This window comes from Flexivirga caeni (assembly GCF_003724155.1).
Classification (GTDB): domain Bacteria; phylum Actinomycetota; class Actinomycetes; order Actinomycetales; family Dermatophilaceae; genus Flexivirga; species Flexivirga caeni.
Window position 1 is genome coordinate 148,640 of the sequence record NZ_RJJQ01000008.1, and the last position, 15,871, is coordinate 164,510.

Annotated in this window: 16 protein-coding genes; 3 read left to right on the plus strand and 13 right to left on the minus strand. The window is 69.9% G+C overall.

Features of this window, described 5'->3' with window-relative positions:
• Positions 1–9: 9 nt before the first annotated feature.
• The 6 genes from tsaE to glmS are packed head-to-tail and all read right to left on the minus strand — an operon-like array spanning position 10 to position 6,459.
• Entirely contained in the window at positions 10–495 is a 486-nt protein-coding gene (gene tsaE, locus EFY87_RS09750) for a tRNA (adenosine(37)-N6)-threonylcarbamoyltransferase complex ATPase subunit type 1 TsaE (RefSeq protein ID WP_123271287.1), read from the minus strand.
• The gene (locus EFY87_RS09755; RefSeq protein ID WP_158607575.1) at positions 492–1,571 is read right to left on the minus strand and encodes an alpha/beta fold hydrolase; all 1,080 of its coding nucleotides are present in this window, start codon (positions 1,569–1,571) and stop codon (positions 492–494) included. The genes tsaE and EFY87_RS09755 overlap by 4 nt, the downstream gene beginning before the upstream one ends.
• On the minus strand, positions 1,568–2,731 hold the full coding sequence (gene alr, locus EFY87_RS09760; RefSeq protein WP_123271289.1) for an alanine racemase: 1,164 nt from the start codon (positions 2,729–2,731) through the stop codon (positions 1,568–1,570). The genes EFY87_RS09755 and alr overlap by 4 nt, the downstream gene beginning before the upstream one ends.
• Positions 2,732–2,763: 32 nt before the next feature.
• Positions 2,764–4,242 carry an NAD(P)H-hydrate epimerase gene (locus EFY87_RS09765; RefSeq protein ID WP_123271290.1) on the minus strand — a complete coding sequence of 493 codons (1,479 nt, stop codon included), beginning with the start codon at positions 4,240–4,242 and terminating at the stop codon, positions 2,764–2,766.
• Positions 4,243–4,253: 11 nt separating this feature from the next.
• Positions 4,254–4,604 carry a holo-ACP synthase gene (locus EFY87_RS09770; RefSeq protein WP_123271291.1) on the minus strand — a complete coding sequence of 117 codons (351 nt, stop codon included), beginning with the start codon at positions 4,602–4,604 and terminating at the stop codon, positions 4,254–4,256.
• Position 4,605: 1 nt separating this feature from the next.
• Entirely contained in the window at positions 4,606–6,459 is a 1,854-nt protein-coding gene (gene glmS / locus EFY87_RS09775; protein WP_123271292.1) for a glutamine--fructose-6-phosphate transaminase (isomerizing), read from the minus strand.
• 33 nt (positions 6,460–6,492) lie between these two features.
• Here glmS and coaA point away from each other — a divergent pair, with 33 nt between their 5' ends.
• Complete coding sequence (coaA, locus tag EFY87_RS09780) at positions 6,493–7,461, plus strand: type I pantothenate kinase (RefSeq protein ID WP_123271293.1); 969 nt, start codon at positions 6,493–6,495, stop codon at positions 7,459–7,461.
• 28 nt (positions 7,462–7,489) lie between these two features.
• Here coaA and EFY87_RS09785 read toward each other — a convergent pair whose 3' ends face one another.
• The 3 genes from EFY87_RS09785 to phoH2 form a co-directional block, all read right to left on the minus strand.
• Positions 7,490–7,882 (minus strand): hypothetical protein, encoded by a 393-nt coding sequence (locus EFY87_RS09785; protein ID WP_123271294.1) that lies wholly within the window; start codon positions 7,880–7,882, stop codon positions 7,490–7,492.
• Between the two features lie 54 nt (positions 7,883–7,936).
• A complete protein-coding gene (locus tag EFY87_RS20665; RefSeq protein ID WP_220093587.1) occupies positions 7,937–8,728 on the minus strand; it encodes an aggregation-promoting factor C-terminal-like domain-containing protein in 792 nt (263 codons plus the stop codon).
• Between the two features lie 230 nt (positions 8,729–8,958).
• Positions 8,959–10,302 (minus strand): RNA 5'-3' helicase PhoH2, encoded by a 1,344-nt coding sequence (gene phoH2 / locus EFY87_RS09795; protein ID WP_123271295.1) that lies wholly within the window; start codon positions 10,300–10,302, stop codon positions 8,959–8,961.
• 245 nt (positions 10,303–10,547) lie between these two features.
• Here phoH2 and EFY87_RS09800 point away from each other — a divergent pair, with 245 nt between their 5' ends.
• Positions 10,548–11,582 carry a S66 peptidase family protein gene (locus tag EFY87_RS09800; protein ID WP_123271296.1) on the plus strand — a complete coding sequence of 345 codons (1,035 nt, stop codon included), beginning with the start codon at positions 10,548–10,550 and terminating at the stop codon, positions 11,580–11,582.
• Between the two features lie 95 nt (positions 11,583–11,677).
• On the opposite strand, the gene EFY87_RS09805 is transcribed toward EFY87_RS09800, so the two are convergent.
• Positions 11,678–12,439, minus strand: coding sequence for an isoprenyl transferase (locus EFY87_RS09805; RefSeq protein WP_123271297.1), 762 nt, complete (start codon positions 12,437–12,439; stop codon positions 11,678–11,680).
• A 140-nt stretch (positions 12,440–12,579) separates the two neighbouring features.
• Between EFY87_RS09805 and trhA the strand changes: the two genes are divergently transcribed.
• Positions 12,580–13,284, plus strand: a complete 705-nt coding sequence (gene trhA, locus EFY87_RS09810; protein WP_123271298.1) for a PAQR family membrane homeostasis protein TrhA — start codon at positions 12,580–12,582, stop codon at positions 13,282–13,284.
• On the opposite strand, the gene EFY87_RS09815 is transcribed toward trhA, so the two are convergent.
• The 3 genes from EFY87_RS09815 to mca form a co-directional block, all read right to left on the minus strand.
• Positions 13,252–14,514, minus strand: a complete 1,263-nt coding sequence (locus EFY87_RS09815) for an alpha/beta hydrolase (protein ID WP_123271299.1) — start codon at positions 14,512–14,514, stop codon at positions 13,252–13,254. The two genes, trhA and EFY87_RS09815, sit on opposite strands and share 33 nt — an antisense overlap.
• 99 nt (positions 14,515–14,613) lie before the next feature.
• Entirely contained in the window at positions 14,614–14,874 is a 261-nt protein-coding gene (locus EFY87_RS09820) for a hypothetical protein (protein ID WP_123271300.1), read from the minus strand.
• Positions 14,867–15,826: a mycothiol conjugate amidase Mca gene (gene mca / locus EFY87_RS09825; RefSeq protein WP_123271301.1), complete on the minus strand. Its 960-nt coding sequence runs from the start codon at positions 15,824–15,826 to the stop codon at positions 14,867–14,869. The genes EFY87_RS09820 and mca overlap by 8 nt, the downstream gene beginning before the upstream one ends.
• Positions 15,827–15,871: the final 45 nt, after the last annotated feature.

Below are 15,871 nucleotides of genomic sequence, written 5' to 3' on the forward strand. Positions count from 1 at the left end.
GGACGACGATCAGCAAGCACCAAGCAGCCGCGCGGCCAGTTCCTCGAACCTGCCACCGGTGGGCACCAACGTGACGACCCGGGCATCCTCACCGTCATCCGGACCACCCGCAGCGAGGACGATCTCCAAGTGCTCGGTCGCGAGCGCCTCCGCCATACCCGCTCCCCACTCGACGACGGTCACCGAGACGGCGATGTCCGCGTCGAGGTCGAGGTCGTCGAGCTCGTCCGGGCCGCCCAGCCGGTAGGCGTCGACGTGCACCAGGGACGGTCCACCGGCCAGCGACGGGTGGATGCGCGAGATGACGAATGTCGGGGACGTGATCGGCCCGCGCACCCCGAGACCCTCGGCGATGCCCTGTGTAAGCGTCGTCTTGCCCGCACCGAGGCCACCGGTCAGCACGATCACGTCGCCGGCACGCAGCAGCGCGCCGAGTTTCCGCCCCCACTCCTGGGTCGCGTCGACCGAGCCGAGCACCAGTCGCCGATCCGTCATGAGGTGGCCGAATCCGACTGGGAAACCTCGGTGTCCACCGAAGCCCGAGTGGCACGTCGCAGAAACTCCAGCAGCTCCCGGGTGACGAGCTCAGGGTCCTCCAGCGGCAGCACGTGGCCGGCGTTCTCCACGACGACCAACTCGGCCCCGGGCAACTCCTGCGCCAGCCGCTCGCCATGCTCGATCGGCGTGATGCGGTCGCGCGTCCCGTGCAGGATCAGCGTCTCGATGCCCGCGAGCATGGGCAGCGCCGCGCGCCCGTCATACGCCATGAGAGTCGGCATGAAGGCACCGATCACGTGCATGCGAGTCGCGAAGATCATGTCCGCGACCTCCCGAACGACGCCTGCGGGCACCGGCCCGCCGAATGAATACCGATGCACCAGAACGGATTCGACATTACGTCCGAGTGACCGGGCGCTGTTGAACAGCTCCTGCCGCCGACCCACCCGGCTCACTGCCGCCGGACCGAGCCGGTGCACGACACCACCGAGCTGGCGGCCCAGCCCGTAGTTGACCTCCGTGAGGCCCCCGGCGCTGGTGCTGATCAACGCGACGCCGACCACCCGGTCGCGGACCAGCTCGGGGCGCTCCTGCGCGAGCGCCATGATCGCCATACCGCCCATCGAATGACCGATCAGCACGATCGGCCCCTCCGGCGTCGTACGGTCGATGACCGTGGCCAGGTCACGACCGAGCTGCGCGATCGTGTATGACGAGTCGTCGCCCTCGCCGGACCGCCCGTGCCCCCGCAGATCCCAGGCGACCACGCGATAGCCGGCGTCATGGATGGCGCCCCGCTGCCGCGACCAGAGCGCCTGGTTGTGCGCATAACCGTGCGTCAGCACCACCGTCGCCACTGGATCGTCCTGGTCATCGATCTCGACGTAGAGCGGCACCCCGTCGTCAGCCACCACGACCGCACCCGACGGGTCGAGCTCCTCCTCGGCGACGTCGGTCTCCTTGTCCTTGCGGGCGCGCAGCACCCGGTCGGCAGCCACACCGGCGGCCGTCGCGACGCCGGCGGCGGCCAGGCCGATGCCGAGCCCGATCAGCCCGCGCGAGCGCGCGCTCACCGGGCCGGTTCGCCGAGATAGACCCGCGGCAGCCGCGAACTCATCCGCGTCACGATCTCGTAGCTGATCGTGCCGGTCGCCTCGGCCCAGTCCTGCGCGGTCGGCTCACCGTGTGCACCGCTGCCGAAAAGCACCACCTCGTCGCCGGCCTGCACCGTCAGATCGCCCACGTCGACGACGAACTGGTCCATGCACACGCGTCCCGCGACCGTATGACGCTGCCCTCCGACCAGCACCGGCCCCACCGACGAGCCCGAACGCGGCACGCCGTCGGCATACCCGCACGGCACGTCGATCAGCGTCGTCTCCCGCGGCGTCACGTAGGTGTGCCCGTAACTGACCCCTTGACCCTTCGGAACCCGTTTGACGACAGTGATGTTCGCCGACACCTGCATGGCCGGCACGAGGTCAAAGCGGGACGGGCCGCCGATGTCGGGCACCGGCGACAGGCCGTAGACGGCGAGCCCCGGCCGCACCATGTCGTATGCCGCCCGCGGCGTCGTCAAGGTGGCCGCGGAGTTCGACATATGCCGCACTTCGAGCGCGAACCCGGCACGTTCGCAGTCGTGCACCGCGTCGGCAAACTTCACCTGCTGCGCCTGCACAGTCGGATGGTGCGGCGCGTCAGCGAACGCGAAATGTGTGAAAACCCCTGTGACAGTGAGCGTTCCGTCCGCAACGTGTCGCGCGGCTGCCTCGACCAGAGCGGGCCAGTCCGCGCCATACGCGCCGTTGCGGCCCAGGCCGGTGTCGACCTTGAGCTGCACGCGCGCGGTCTCGCCGACCTCGCGGGCCGCTGCCGCCACCGCGTCCAGCTCCCAGATGGCCGGCACGCCGATGTCGATGCGCTGCCGGACCGCGGCGGCGAAGTCGACGCCCGGAGCGTGCAGCCAGCTGAGCACCGGAGCGGTGATCCCGGCCGAGCGCAACGCAAAGGCCTCCTGCAACTGCGCGACACCGAGCCAGTGGGCACCCCCGCGCAGCGCCGCACGCGCGCTCGGCACCAGGCCGTGGCCATAGGCATCGCCTTTCACGACCGCCATCACCGCGGCGTCTCCGGCATACCGCTGGAGCACTTCGACGTTGTGCGAGATGGCGTCGAGATCGACGGTCACCCGGCAGGGCGCGTCACCGGGCAAGGTCGGAACGTGGTCAGTCACAGGGCAAGTGTGGCATCCGGCACGGCCGAAGTTCAGGCGGGCAGCCGCAGCAGGTGCGCGACGGTGCGGCCGAGTTCGTGGGCGACGTCGAGGGCGCGCACCGGACCGCCCGGATTGGCGCGGTCGGCGGCGACCCCGTGGACCAGCGCCCCGAGGGCACCCGCGGTGGCCGGGTCGAGCCCGGACGCCAGCAACGCGCCACACACTCCCCCGAGCACGTCACCGGCTCCGGCCGTGGCCAGCCAGGACGGGCCGTCCGCCTGGGTCAGGATCGGCCGGCCCACGCTCGCGGGCGACACGACTGCGGTGACCGCTCCCTTGACCAGCACCGTGCAGCCGAGCCGGTCGGCCACCTGCCCGGCGACCACGGTCGGTGCGTGTCGCACGTCCGCATCGGTGAGCGTCCCGCCCTCCCCCTGTATGTCGAGACGCGTTGCCAGCCGGAGCAACTCACCGAGGTGCGGCGTCAGCAAGGTCGGCGCCGAACGCGGCTCGTTCAGCAGGTCGAGGCCACCCGCGTCGAGCACCACCGGCAGGTCGCTCGCGAGCGCCTCGCGCGCCGTCGAGAGCTGCTTTGCTGTCGCTTCGTCCAGCTCGAGACCGGAGCCGATCAGCCAGGCCTGCACGCGTCCAGGCCCGAAGACCGTCTCCGGCACGGCATGCCGCAGCAGGCCGGTCGGCGCCTCAGGACCGATGTAACGCACCATGCCCACGCCGGCGGTCACTGCGGCGGTGACCGACAGCACGGCCGCGCCGGTGTAGTGCTCACCGCCGGTCACGACACCGAGCACGCCGCGCGAATACTTGTCGTCGCCCGGTGCCGGCACGGGCCACAGCCCGGTCACGTCGGCATGGGAGAAGCGTTGCACTGCAGCGACTTCCGGCTCCGGGACACCGATGTCGATCACGGTGAGCAGGCCGACCGCCTGCTCGGTCGCGGGCATCAGGTGGACCGGCTTCGCGAGGCTGAAGGTCACCGTCTCGTCGGCGTAGAGCGCGTCGCTGCGGACCTGCCCCTCCGGGTCGCAGCCCGACGGCAGGTCGACAGCGACGACCAACGCGTCTGTTCCGACCAGGTCCGGGATCGCCCGCAGGTGCTCCGGCAGGCCGGGACGGCCGCCGATGCCGAGAATGCCGTCGACCACGACGTCCGCCTCGGCGAGCGCCGATACGACAGCGGCAGGCGGCTCACCCGACCGCCATTCCTCGAGCAGCACGCCGGCGGACTCGGCGGCTCCAAGTGCCCCTTCGTGCGTCTGTGACCCGGCCAGCACCGCCAGCACGTTGGCACCGTCTGCGGCCAGGATGGCCCCGGCATACAGGGCGTCGCCGCCGTTGTCTCCGCCGCCGACCAGCACGACCACCCGGTCGCTGCCCTCCTCGGACTGCCGCGCCGCGATCACCTGCGCGAGGCCGGTCGCCGCGCGCTGCATCAGCTCGCCGTCGGGCAGCTGTGCCCGGACCACTTCTTCCGCGGCCCGGACAGCAGGCACGTCATACGCACGAATCATGGTGGTTCTCCTCAACTTTCGGCGACCACGACCGCCGATGCGATGCCGGCGTCGTGCGAGATCGACAAGTGCAGCGAGCGAATGCCGAGCTGCTCCACCCGATCCGCTACCGAGCCGGCCAGCTCCCAGGACGGCTTGCCAGCAGCGTCCTTGACCACGACCGCGTCGACCCAGTGCAGGCCGCCCGGTGCCCCCAGCGCCTTCGCGAGCGCTTCCTTCGCCGCGAACCGGCCGGCCAGTGAGTTGGGCGGCAGCGCGCGCTCGGCGGGCACGAAGAGCCGTTCGGCCAGGCGCGGCGTCGCGTCCAGCTTGGCGACGAAGCGAGCCACGTCGACGACGTCGATGCCGACCCCGACGATCACGTCATTCCACCGTGACGGATTTGGCCAGGTTGCGCGGCTGGTCGACGTCCAGGCCCTTGGCGTTGGACAGTTCGAGGGCGAAGACCTGCAACGGCACAGCGGCGAGCAGCGGCTGCAGCATCGGGGAGGTCCGCGGCACGCGGATGACCTCGTCGGCGAACGGCTCGACGGCCGTGTCACCGTCCTGGGCGATCACGAGGGTGCGGGCGCCGCGGGCCCGGATCTCCTGGATGTTGGAGACGACCTTGCCGTGCAGCCCGTGCGGGGTGTCCGGTCCGGGCACCACGATGAACACCGGCTGCCCGGGCTCGATCAGCGCGATCGGCCCGTGTTTGAGCTCGCCCGCGGCGAACCCTTCGGCGTGGATGTACGCCAGCTCCTTGAGCTTCAGCGCGCCCTCCAGCGCAATCGGGAAGCCGACGTGCCGGCCGAGGAAGAGCACCGAGCGGGTGTCGGCCATGAAGCGGGCGATCTCGCGCACCCGGTCCAGCCGGCCGAGCACGTCGGTAATGAGACCGGGGATCTCCTGCAGTTCGGCCTGCACGGCACGAGCGTCATCGGCATACGACTCCCCGCGCAGTTGCGCGAGGTAGAGGCCGAGCAGGTAACAGGCGGTGATCTGGGCGAGAAAGCCCTTGGTCGACGCGACCGCGATCTCCGGGCCGGCGTGCGTGTAGAGCACCGCGTCCGACTCGCGCGGGATCGTCGAGCCGTGGGTGTTGCAGATCGACACGGTCAGCGCACCGAGGTCCCGGGCGTGCTTCACCGCCATCAGCGTGTCCATGGTCTCGCCCGACTGGCTGATCGACACCACGAGCGTGCGGTCGTCGGCGATCGGGTCGCAGTAGCGGAACTCGTGCGCCAGCGCGACCTCCACCGGGATCCGCGTCCAGCGCTCGATGGCGTATTTCGCCACCATGCCGGCGTATGCCGCAGTGCCGCACGCCACGAAGGTGATCCGGTCGACGGCGCGCAGCTGCGCCTCGGAGATGCGCAGCTCGTCCAGCGTGAGCCGGCCGGCTCCGTCGCTGCGGCCGAGCAGCGTGTCCGCGACGGCCTGCGGCTGCTCGTGGATCTCCTTCTCCATGAACCACTGGTAGCCGCCCTTCTCGGCGGCGGCAGCGTCCCAGTCGACGTGGAAGGTCTTGCCACGGGCCGCCTCGCCGTCGAAGCCGATGACATCCACCCGCTCCGGGGTGATGGTGACGATCTGGTCCTGCTCCAGCTCCAGCGCCTCCCGGGTGTAGCCGATGAAGGCGGCCACGTCGGAGCCGAGGAAGTTCTCCCCCTCACCGAGACCCACCACGAGCGGGCTGTTGCGGCGCGCTCCGACCACGACGCCGGGCTGGTCGGCGTGCACCGCGAGGAGGGTGAAGGCACCTTCCAGCCGGGCGACGACGCGCAACATCGCTGCGGTGAGGTCACCGTCATACTCCTGCGCCAGCAGGTGCGCGACGACCTCGGTGTCGGTCTCGGAGCGGAACTGCACCCCGGCGGCGAGCAGCTCGGCCCGCAGCGGGTGGAAGTTCTCGATGATGCCGTTGTGGATGAGCGCCAGCCGCCCGCCCGGGCCGCCCAGGTGCGGATGCGCGTTCGCGTCGGTCGGTCCCCCGTGGGTCGCCCAGCGCGTGTGGCCGATCGCCGTGCGCGACGGGTCCAGCGGATGCTCGGCGATCTCCCCGGCGAGGTTGGCCAGCTTGCCGGCCCGCTTGCGCACCTCGATCGCATCGTCGGCGACCAGTGCCACCCCGGCGGAGTCGTATCCGCGGTACTCCAGACGGGCCAGACCCTCCATCACCACATCGAGCGCACGCCCGTCGACTCGCGAGCCGACATATCCGACGATTCCACACATAGGGCCCAATTGAACCCGATGAGTCACCCATGCATGGACAATGGCCCGGTGACACGCAGCCGCACGTCCGTCCCGACGCCATACATCGAGTTCGACCGGGCGGGCTGGTCCGGCCTGCGCGACTCCCACCCGATGAGCCTCACCGCCGACGACATCCGGCGGCTGCGCAGCACCGGCGACCGGCTCGACATACCGGAAGTCGAGGAGATCTACCTGCCACTGTCCCGGCTGCTCAACATCTACGTCGCGGCCACCGGGCGGCTGCACCGCGTCACCACGGACTTCCTCGGCGAGCGCCCGGCACGCACCCCGTTCGTCATCGGCATCGCCGGCTCGGTGGCCGTCGGGAAGTCGACGACCGCCCGGATCCTGCGCGAACTGCTCGCGCACTGGCCGGGAACCCCACGGGTCGAGCTGGTCACGACCGACGGTTTCCTCTTTCCCAACTCCGAGCTGGAGCGCCGGAACCTGCTCGCCCGCAAGGGCTTTCCCGAGTCATACGACCGGCGCAAGCTCATCCGATTCCTGTCCGAGGTCAAGTCAGGAGCCGAGGTCGTGAATGCGCCCGTCTACTCGCACCTGACCTACGACATCGTCCCGGGCGAGCAGATCGAGTTGCGCCAGCCGGACGTGCTCATCGTCGAAGGCCTCAACGTGCTGCAGCCGTCCGTGCCGAGCACCGACCATCGCGGCACGCTGGCCGTCTCGGATCTCTTCGACTTCTCCGTCTACGTCGACGCGCGTGAGGACCACATCAAGCAGTGGTATGTCGAGCGCTTCCTACGCTGGCGCGAGACGGCTTTCGCGGACCCGGACGCCTACTTCCACCGGTATGCCGCCCTCACCGACGAGCAGGCGGTGGAACGGGCCGGCCAGATCTGGGACACCATCAACGGCCCCAACCTGGTGGAGAACGTCGCACCCACGCGCGGCCGGGCAACGCTGGTGCTGCGCAAGGACGAAAGTCACCACGTGACGCGGGTGCGCCTGCGCAAGATCTGAGAGAGCTGGGCCCAACCTCGCGAACCGCTCAGCGGCGGTGCGTCGGCGGGCTGGGCGTCTCGTCCACCTCGTCGTCCTCCTCGTCGAAGAGGTGCTCCACGTCATCCACCGACATGGCGTCCGCGTCGTCGAGGTCGAGATCGCCCTCGTCATACCCGCGCTCGGCACGACGGGTCCGGATCCACAGCAGCAGCCAGACGCCGGCGAAGAGCGCGGCGACCACGAGGGCGAGCAGGATCCCGCCGAAGACCTGATAGAGCAGGTGCGAAACGCCGTTCGCCGGGACGGACCCCTTCTCCTGGTTGTCGAAGGTGGGCGCCTGGGAGTCGCCCCACCGTGCACCGAGCGCTCCGCCGACACCGATGAGCACCAGCGCGACAATCCAGTAGGTCGCGACGAACCAGCGCTTGTGCAGGAACATGGTGCCCAAACTAGCCCCTCACCCGGACGTGCCGAGGTGCCCGACGCGCCGGGCTCAGTACCAGCCGGTCGCCTGCGAATGCCCCCACGCACCGCACGGCGAACCGTAGGTCGCCTGGATGTAGCCCAGACCCCAGCGGATCTGCGTCGCGGGGTTGGTCTGCCAGTCGGCGCCGGCGCTGGCCATCTTGGATCCGGGCAGCGACTGCGGGATGCCGTAGGCGCCCGACGACGGGTTGGACGCGGAGACATTCCAGCCCGACTCGCGGTTCCAGAGGCTGACCAGGCAGCCCATCTGGTCCTGCCCCCAGCCGTAGGAGCTGAGCATCGCGGCCGCGATCGCCTGCGGGCTGCCGCTGTATGTCGGGCGCGATCCGCCGCGCGAGGTGCTCGGGGGCGTCGGGTCGCTCGACGGCTGCGAAGCCGCAGCCGGCGCGGTGGCCGTCTTGTCCGCTGCGGCCTTCAGCGCTGCCTTCGCGCTTTCCGCGGCCTGGGCCTGCAACTTGCTCGCGGCAGTGGCGCTCGCCGCCGCCGCGCCGCGGGCCTTGGCGTCGGCTGCAGCGCGTGCGGCCACGGCCTGCTGGGCCGCGGAGAGCTGCGCCTGGCCGTCACCGGCCACCGCCGAGTTGGCGGCCAGCAGGGCGGTCGAGCTGGTCTCGGCCGTGCCGAACGCGATGCTGGCACGGGGGCTACCCGCAACGCTCGCGTTGGCGCTCGCCGCCGTCGAGTATGCCGCTGCGGCGACCGAGATCGTCGAGATCGCGGCAGTCGCGGCGACCGCAGGGCGGCGCAATGCGTAGATTCCGGTGTCGCGCCGAGCGCGGTGACGTCCCACGGGACGAGACATGAAGCAGCAGCCTTTCGGGGGAAGACATGGCTGACGCGCCCCAGAGGTGATTCCGGCGTAGCCGCGCGACCCGGGAATTTCGGGGACCGTGTCGCACGGGCTACGCCGCACTCTTGCGGTCGTTGCCGACCGCTTTCTTCGAGCGCGTCCGCAGGTACGTTACTCGAAGATGACAGCTGAGCGTTACCGAACCGAGATATTGAGACGAAAGGATTTGCGGCGGTCCTCGCTCAGGACTCGGTTCCTTCCAGCAGATCGGTCACGAGGGCGGCGATCGGGCTCCGCTCGCTGCGGTGCAGCGTGACGTGCCCGAAGAGCGGGTGCCCCTTCAGCTTCTCGATGACCGCGGCGACGCCGTCGTGCCGGCCGACCCGCAGGTTGTCGCGCTGCGCAACGTCGTGGGTGAGCACAACGCGGGAATTCTGACCGATGCGCGACAGCACGGTGAGCAGCACGCCCCGCTCCAGCGACTGCGCCTCATCGACGATCACGAACGCGTCGTGCAGCGAGCGCCCCCGGATGTGGGTCAGTGGAAGCACCTCCAGCAGCCCGCGGTCCATGACCTCCTCGGTCACTTCCCGGGACACCACCGCGCCGAGGGTGTCGAACACCGCCTGTGCCCACGGGCCCATCTTCTCGTTCTCGGTGCCGGGCAGGTAGCCGAGTTCCTGGCCGCCGACGGCGTAGAGCGGCCGGAAGACGATCACCTTGCTGTGCTGGCGCCGCTCCATCACCGCCTCGAGACCGGCGCACAGAGCCAGCGCCGACTTGCCGGTGCCCGCGCGGCCGCCGAGGCTGACGATCCCGACGTCCGGGTCGAGCAACAGGTCGAGCGCGATCCGCTGCTCGGCGGACCGGCCGTGCAGCCCGAACGCATCGCGGTCGCCGCGGACCAGCCGCACCGACTTGTCCGCCATCACCCGGCCGAGAGCGCTGCTGCTGCCTGCGCCGAGGAGCACCACTCCGGTGTTGCACGGCAGGTCGGCGGCCTCCGCCAGCTCGACGCGCCCGTCGTCATACAGCGTGTCGAGCTGCTGCTGAGCGACGTCCATCTCAGCCGTGCCGGTCCAGCCGGACTCGACGGCGAGCTCCGCGCGGTATTCCTCGGCCTGCAGCCCGACCGCCGACGCCTTGACCCGCATGGGCAGGTCCTTGCTGACGATCGTGACGTCCCTGCCCTCGTTGGCCAGGTTGCGCGCGACCGCGAGGATGCGAGTGTCGTTGTCCCCCAAGCGGAATCCGCTGGGCAACGACTGCGGGTCGGTGTGGTTGAGCTCGACGCGGAGGGTACCCCCGTCACCGATCGGCACCGGCGCGTCGAGCCGGCCGTGTTCGACGCGGAGGTCGTCCAGCGCGCGCAGCGCGGTGCGCGCGAAGTAGCCCAGCTCCGGGTGGTGCCGCTTGGCCTCCAGTTCGGTGACCACCACGACCGGCAGCACGACCTCGTGCTCGGCGAACCGGCGCATCGCGCGCGGATCGGACAGCAGCACGGAGGTGTCGAGCACGTAGGTGCGGATGCCGCGCGGCGTCGCGCTGGTGGGCGTCGAAGGGGAGGGCTGGGAGCTGATGGCCATGTCGATCTCCTCCAGGCGCGCGGCAGGTCGTGCCGCGTGCCTACTCTCGGACCAGGTGCCGGGACCGGGCCCCGAAGAGCCGGTGCCGGCCCTTCGTCCGGAGCGGTGATCGCTCCATCGTCGGGCCTCCCGAACGCGAGCACGGGGATCGCGCTGCGTCAGTTCCGACACTACGGACGGCGATGCAGATCCGCAGAAGCCACGCCGGTCGAGTCACGCAAAGTTCACCTGATTGCATAGCCGGTATGTCGTCACCCGTCCTGCCGCCGCCCGTCCGCCCCGGCGATCGCGTCGCGGTGCTCTCCCCCAGCTGGGCCGCGCCGGCGCACTTCCCCGCCATACACGACCGGGCGATGGCCCGGCTGCGTGACGAGTTCGGTGTCGAACCTGTCGAGTTCCCGACGACGCGGCGGGACGCGACACCCGCCGAGCGCGCAGCCGACGTCACCGCCGCCTTCGCGGATCCGACGATCCGCGCGATCGTCTCGACCATCGGTGGCGAGGACCAGATCACCGTGCTGAAGCACCTCGACGCGGACGTCATCCAGGCGAACCCGAAGCGGTTCCTCGGCTACAGCGACAACACCAACCTGCTGAATTACCTGTGGTTCCACGGCATTGCGGGCGTGCATGGCGGTTCGACGCAAGTGCATCTCGGGCCGGTGCCGGACGGGGCGCATCTGGAGTCACTACGCGCGGCACTCTTCGGCGGCGACCTGCGACTGGCCGAGCCCGCCCGGTCCCGGGACGTCGGCTGGCGCTGGGACGACCCGCGCGCGCTCACCGACCCGGCACCGGACCAGCCGGCCGAGCCGTGGACCTGGAGTGGTCCGGCGCGACCCGTCACCGGCGTCACCTGGGGCGGCTGCCTCGCGATCGTGGAGTGGACGCTCGCCGCGAACCGCTGGTTGCGGCCCGCCCCGGCGTATGACGGCATGGTGCTGCTGCTCGAAGCCGACGAGGACCCGAAGACACCGACCGAGAACTACTGGATGCTGCGCAACCTCGGCGAGCGCGGCCTGCTCGCGGCCGCGTCAGCGCTGCTGTGGGCACGTCCGCCGGTGAGCGACCACGACCACCCGGTCTCGCCGGAGTCAGCGGCGGGGCTGCGGGCAGAGCAACGCGACGCGGTGCTGCGCGCGGCCCGCGAATACAACCCGGACCTCGTCGTCGCACTCGACGTCGACTTCGGCCACACCAGCCCCCAGCTCCTGCTGCCGTATGGCGGGAGCGTCACGGTCGACGGCGAATCCCGCGCCATCACAGCGCATTTCGGGTAGTGTAGTTTAGCTCGACTCCTCGCGGCACGGCTGGACGCTGACGCTCGCAGGCTCGCGAGGCGTTCAGCCGCCCCGGTCGTCGTCTCGCGTTCCGCCTACCTGCCGAGCCGGCGATCACGCTCGGCATACGCACGCAGGGCTCGCAGGAAGTCCACGCGCCGGAAGTCGGGCCAGTAGGCCTCGCAGAAGTAGAACTCGGAGTTTGCGCTCTGCCAGAGCAGGAAGCCCCCGAGCCGCTGCTCCCCAGACGTGCGGATCACCAGATCGGGGTCGGGCTGACCCTTGGTGTAGAGGTGCTGGGCGATGTGTTCGACGTCGAGCGTCTCGGCGAGTTCCTCGATCGACGTGCCGCGTTCGGCGTGCTCCTGCAGCATCGCGCGGACGGCGTCGGCGATCTCGCGCCGCCCGCCATACCCGACGGCGACGTTGACGATCATGCCGTCCACGGCGGAGGTGGCATCGGCAGCCTGCTTGAGGACCTGCGATGTCGAGTCGGGCAACAGGTCGAGCGCACCCACCGGGTGCAGCCGCCAGCGCTGCTCGGCGGCGAGGCTCTCGACCGCACCCTCGATGATGCCGAGCAACGGCGTCAGCTCCTGCGGGGACCGGCTGAGATTGTCGGTGGACAGCAACCAGAGCGTGACGACCTCGACCCCGGCCTCCTCGCACCACTCGAGCAGCGGCTTGATGTTGTCGGCACCTGCCTGGTGACCGTCCGCAGTCTGCGCGCCGCGGGCCCGGGCCCAGCGACGGTTGCCGTCGAGCATCACGCCCACGTGCCGTGGCAGGTTCTGCTGAGGCAGCGATTTACGCACGTGCCGTTCGTACGCGGCGTAGAGCAGGTCACGCACGCGCATCGGCCGATCCCACTTCCCTGTCGAAGACATCCGGAGGCTGGTGCAGAGGAAACCTCCGGTGTCCAGAGTATGCCGAGACCTTCGTCTCATCGCGGCAGGACGGGCTTTCCGGTCACAATCTGTTCGCTTACCCTGGCGTCATGATCGAGCCGAAAATTGCCGCGGCGCGCTCGTTGCAGCGGGACGCGGCCGATCTGATCCGCGCGGTGAAACCGAAGCTGCGCGGCTGGCTGCACGCCGGGATGACACCGCTCGCCGTCGCAGCAGGCATCGTCCTGGTGTGCCTGGCCCCGACGGCACGCGGCCGCATCGGCGCGGCGGTCTTCGCCGTCACCGCGGCGATGCTGTTCGGCACGTCGGCGGTCTACCACCGCGGCAAGTGGACCCCGCGGGTCGAGGGCCTGCTGAAGCGGATGGACCACTCCAACATCTTCCTGATCATTGCCGGCACCTACACGCCGTTCGCGCTCACGCTGTTGCACGGCCGCGACGCGCTGAGCCTGCTGGTGCTGGTGTGGAGCGGCGCCGGCCTCGGTGTGCTCTTCCGGGTCTGCTGGGTCGGCGCACCACGCTGGCTCTACACCCCCATCTACGTCGCTCTCGGCTGGGTGGCGATCTTCTACTTCGCCCCGTTGATGCGCTCCGGCGGCCCGGCGATCATCACCCTGATCGCCGTCGGCGGAGTTCTCTACACCCTCGGCGCGATCGTCTACGGCACGAAGCGGCCGAACCCGTCGCCGCGATGGTTCGGCTTCCACGAGGTGTTCCATTCGTTCACCGTCGTCGCTTTCATCGCGCACTACGTCGCCGCGTCACTGGCGATCTACGGACACGCCACCAGTTGACGCATCAGCACCGGAGGCGTCGGCCTTCCCGCCCCCTGCGGGAGTGTCGCGGAAGATGCCGCCGGGCTTGCCGATCTGGGCCGACAACCAGCTGAGTGCACGCGGCAGCTGTCGGCCCCACGTCGCGTAGTTGTGCCCGCCCTCCCGTGCGATCAGCGCCGTAGCCCGCATCGGCGGCTTCACCAGACTCAGGAAGCGCTCGGTGTCCGGGTAGCCGTCGCGCGGATGCGTTTCCTGCTTGCTGATGGTCAGGAAGAGATTTGCCGGTGGGGCCGGCCGGTGCTCGAGCATCCACAGCAGGTCGTCGCGGTGCCGCAGCTCGAGCGACCCGCCATACAGGTCGCCGGTGGTCCAGTCGTTGAATGCCTGGTAATAACCGGACAGCGACACCCCGCCGAGGAACACCTGCGGCTGGTAGAAGGCGAACTTCGCCGCGCAGAAGCCGCCCGTCGAGTCGCCGATGATGCCCCAGGTATGCCGCACCCGCAGCGCCCGCTCGATCGCGTTCGGCACCTCGGAGCTCAGATAAGTCTCCGCTTGCGGGCCGCCGGGAACGTCGCTGCACTCGGTGTCGCGCGGCGCGACCGGTGAGGACGACATCATCACGTAGATCGCGGGTGCAGCACGGTGCTTGCGGACCAGGTCCAGTGCGGCACGCGGGTAGTCCAGCCGCGAGACCAGGGTGGTGTAGATGCCCGGGTACCCCGTCAGCGCCTCGACGGCGGGGAACGCGGTCTTGGCGTACTTCGGGGAGAAGTACTCCGGCGGCAAGTAGACGAGCGCCTGCTCCGACAGGTGGGAACGGCGGCCGGTGATGCGCACCTTGAGCACCTTGCCCTCAGTGCGCCACTGCTTCGGCGACGACCAGTTGTCGACTCCCTGGACCTGCAGCGTGCCCAGATCCTGGGCCGGCCGCCGGACGATCTGCGCGTCCTTCACCACCGGACGGCGGGCGGGTGCTGCGGTGGCGCCATACTGAGCGGTCGCGTAGTGTCCGTGCACCGTGCCGAGGAGATCACTCCAGGAGGAGTAGAACTGCCCGTAGTCGTTGGCAGCAGTGAGCACGAGCAGCACCGCGGTGAGTTCGCACACACCCAGCAGCACCAACCGGCCGACAACGCGCAGCGCACGCGGGCCGCGAGCCTTCGGCCACAACACCAGTGTCGCGACCGGCGCGATCACCGCGAGAATCACGAGTGTGACGAGGAACGGCTTGCCGAGCAAGGACATCTAGTTGCACTCCCCAGGCCTGCGCCGACCGCCCGCTGCGCTCGACGCAGAAGCAAACCTTACCTATGAAACTGAGAGGCAGTTGATCCCTCGCCGGTCTCAGCCGGTGCCGCCCTGGCGATCTCTCGGATTCACGCCAGGCCGATTCCCCGGCGACACCGAAAGTTCATCGCGCGGCGGCTTCGTGTTCGGAATTCGTTGCCGCACAGGGTGATCCTGGTCTTCCTGCCACTGCGCCCGGCGCAGGTGGTTGTTCATGCTGCGAAAGAGCAGCCAGCACGCCAGCGCCAGTCCGAAGAGCACGATGAAGCCCCAGATGCCGGCGGTGACCGCCACACTCTCGTTGCCGCCGTCACCCATGGGTTGCCTCCTGCGTTTGTCGTTGCACCACATCGTCGACCACCGGCGCCCCGAGCGGGCCGGACGCCATCGCGTCGGCCGCCGCGACGTCTTGCGGCAGACCCGCGAAGAGGTCGTCCTCGCCTTCGGCGATCGGCACGTAGGACCGCGCGATGTCGAACTCCTCGGTCGGCCACACCCTGGCCTGCCCGGCCGGCGACAGCGCGAAGAACGTGCCGTCCGGGTCGATCTGCGTCGCGTGCGCGAGCAGCGCCTGCTCCCGCACCGGGAAATACTTCGAGCACTCGACCCGGGTCGTCACCCGCCCCTCCGGGCGGTTCAGGCGGCGCTCCACCCATTCGGCGTATGGCGACTCGCGCCCCTCGTCGAGCAGCGCCTCGTGGAAGGCCATCATCTTGGCGCGGGAGAAGCCGCGGTCGTAGTAGAGCTTCAGCGGCTGCCAAGGCGCACCCGCGTGCGGGAACGCCTGCGGATCGGCCGCCGCTTCGAACGCCGCGACGGTGACGTCGTGCGTCATGATGTGGTCCGGGTGCGGGTAGCCGCCGTTCTCGTCGTATGTCGTAACGACGTGCGGCCGGAAGTCACGGATGACCCGGACCAGCGCCTCGGTGGTGATATCCAGCGGTTCCAGAGCGAAGCACCCGTCGGGCAACGGCGGGGGCGGATCGCCTTCGGGCAGACCGGAATCCACGAACCCCAGCCACACCTGCCGCACACCGAGGATCTCGCGCGCCTTGGCCATCTCCGCGCGACGCACCTCGGGCATGTCACGAGCGATGTCGGCGTTGCCCTTCAGCCGCGGGTTGAGGATGTCGCCGCGCTCGCCACCGGTGCAGGTAGCCACCAGCACCGGGTGACCCTCGTCGACATACCGGGCCATGGTCGCCGAGCCCTTGCTGGACTCGTCGTCGGGATGGGCGTGAACCGCCAACAGGCGCAAGCCCTCTGTCACGTCGTGGACTCCTCGTAGGACGCTTCGGAAAAGGGCGGTCCGCGG

Bases quoted from the DNA above. Each gene is read 5' to 3' on its own strand.
- tsaE (WP_123271287.1), bottom strand. From the start codon at position 495: ATGACGGATCGGCGACTGGTGCTCGGCTCGGTCGACGCGACCCAGGAG.
- EFY87_RS09765 (WP_123271290.1), bottom strand. From the start codon at position 4,242: ATGATTCGTGCGTATGACGTGCCTGCTGTCCGGGCCGCGGAAGAAGTG.
- glmS (WP_123271292.1), bottom strand. From the start codon at position 6,459: ATGTGTGGAATCGTCGGATATGTCGGCTCGCGAGTCGACGGGCGTGCG.
- coaA (WP_123271293.1), top strand. From the start codon at position 6,493: ATGGACAATGGCCCGGTGACACGCAGCCGCACGTCCGTCCCGACGCCA.
- EFY87_RS09785 (WP_123271294.1), bottom strand. From the start codon at position 7,882: ATGTTCCTGCACAAGCGCTGGTTCGTCGCGACCTACTGGATTGTCGCG.
- EFY87_RS20665 (WP_220093587.1), bottom strand. From the start codon at position 8,728: ATGTCTCGTCCCGTGGGACGTCACCGCGCTCGGCGCGACACCGGAATC.
- phoH2 (WP_123271295.1), bottom strand. From the start codon at position 10,302: ATGGCCATCAGCTCCCAGCCCTCCCCTTCGACGCCCACCAGCGCGACG.
- EFY87_RS09800 (WP_123271296.1), top strand. From the start codon at position 10,548: ATGTCGTCACCCGTCCTGCCGCCGCCCGTCCGCCCCGGCGATCGCGTC.
- EFY87_RS09805 (WP_123271297.1), bottom strand. From the start codon at position 12,439: ATGCGCGTGCGTGACCTGCTCTACGCCGCGTACGAACGGCACGTGCGT.
- trhA (WP_123271298.1), top strand. From the start codon at position 12,580: ATGATCGAGCCGAAAATTGCCGCGGCGCGCTCGTTGCAGCGGGACGCG.
- EFY87_RS09815 (WP_123271299.1), bottom strand. From the start codon at position 14,514: ATGTCCTTGCTCGGCAAGCCGTTCCTCGTCACACTCGTGATTCTCGCG.
- EFY87_RS09820 (WP_123271300.1), bottom strand. From the start codon at position 14,874: ATGGGTGACGGCGGCAACGAGAGTGTGGCGGTCACCGCCGGCATCTGG.